The following is a 798-nucleotide window of genomic DNA, read 5'->3' on the forward strand; positions in this document are numbered from 1 at the left end:
TTATGAAGGATGGCTAGGTGTACGGTCCCGGAATGAGGTGTAACGGATCGAGCCTGAAGCGGTCGGGCTCTTGTGTCCAGGTGTGGACGATGAACTCGTAGGGCGTGAAGCCACGCAGGGTCTTGAGCCGGCGGGCATGATTGTAGGCATCGACGAAGAGCTGAAGGTGGTCTCGAAGCTGTCCGTGGCTTTCGTAGTGGAAGCGTTTGACAGTCGCATCCTTGATCGTGCGGTTCATCCTCTCGACCTGACCGTTGGTCCAGGGGTGGTTCACCTTCGTCAGCCGATGCTCGATCTCGTGCTCGCCGCAGACACGGTCGAAGATGTGCCCGCTATCCCAGATGTCCCGACGTCGTGGCGTGAACTGGATGCCGTTGTCTGTCAGCACGGTATGGATGCGGTAGGGCACGGCGTCGATCAGTTCTCGCAGGAACTGCGCCGCCTCCATCTTGCCAGCGCTGGGCACGAGCTGAGCGAAGGCGAACTTGCTGGCGCGGTCGATGGCTACGAAAAGGGCGAGCTTACCTTCCTCGGAGCTGACCTGGGCAATATCAATGTGGAAGTAGCCGATTGGGTAAGTGGCGAACCGCTTCCGAACGGGCTTGTCACCTTCGACCTGCGGCAGACGACTGATGCCGTGCCGTTCCAGGCAGCGATGAAGGCTGGAACGGGTGAGGTGCGGGATGCTGGGCTGCAAGCCATAGAGGCAATCGTCGAGCGGCAGCAGCGTGTGCCGCCGGAAAGCAACGATGATGGCTTCTTCCTCCGGGGAAAGAACCGTCGAACGCGGATCCTTAG

Annotated in this window: 1 protein-coding gene; it reads right to left on the reverse strand. The window is 60.2% G+C overall.

Annotated elements, in window-relative coordinates:
• Nucleotides 1–13 precede the first annotated feature (13 nt).
• On the reverse strand, nt 14–798 hold a 785-nt coding region (locus O5O54_RS22230; protein WP_279484025.1), incomplete at its 5' end, for an IS481 family transposase.

The organism is Aureimonas sp. SK2, from assembly GCF_029813115.1.
In the GTDB taxonomy this organism is placed as follows: domain Bacteria; phylum Pseudomonadota; class Alphaproteobacteria; order Rhizobiales; family Rhizobiaceae; genus Aureimonas.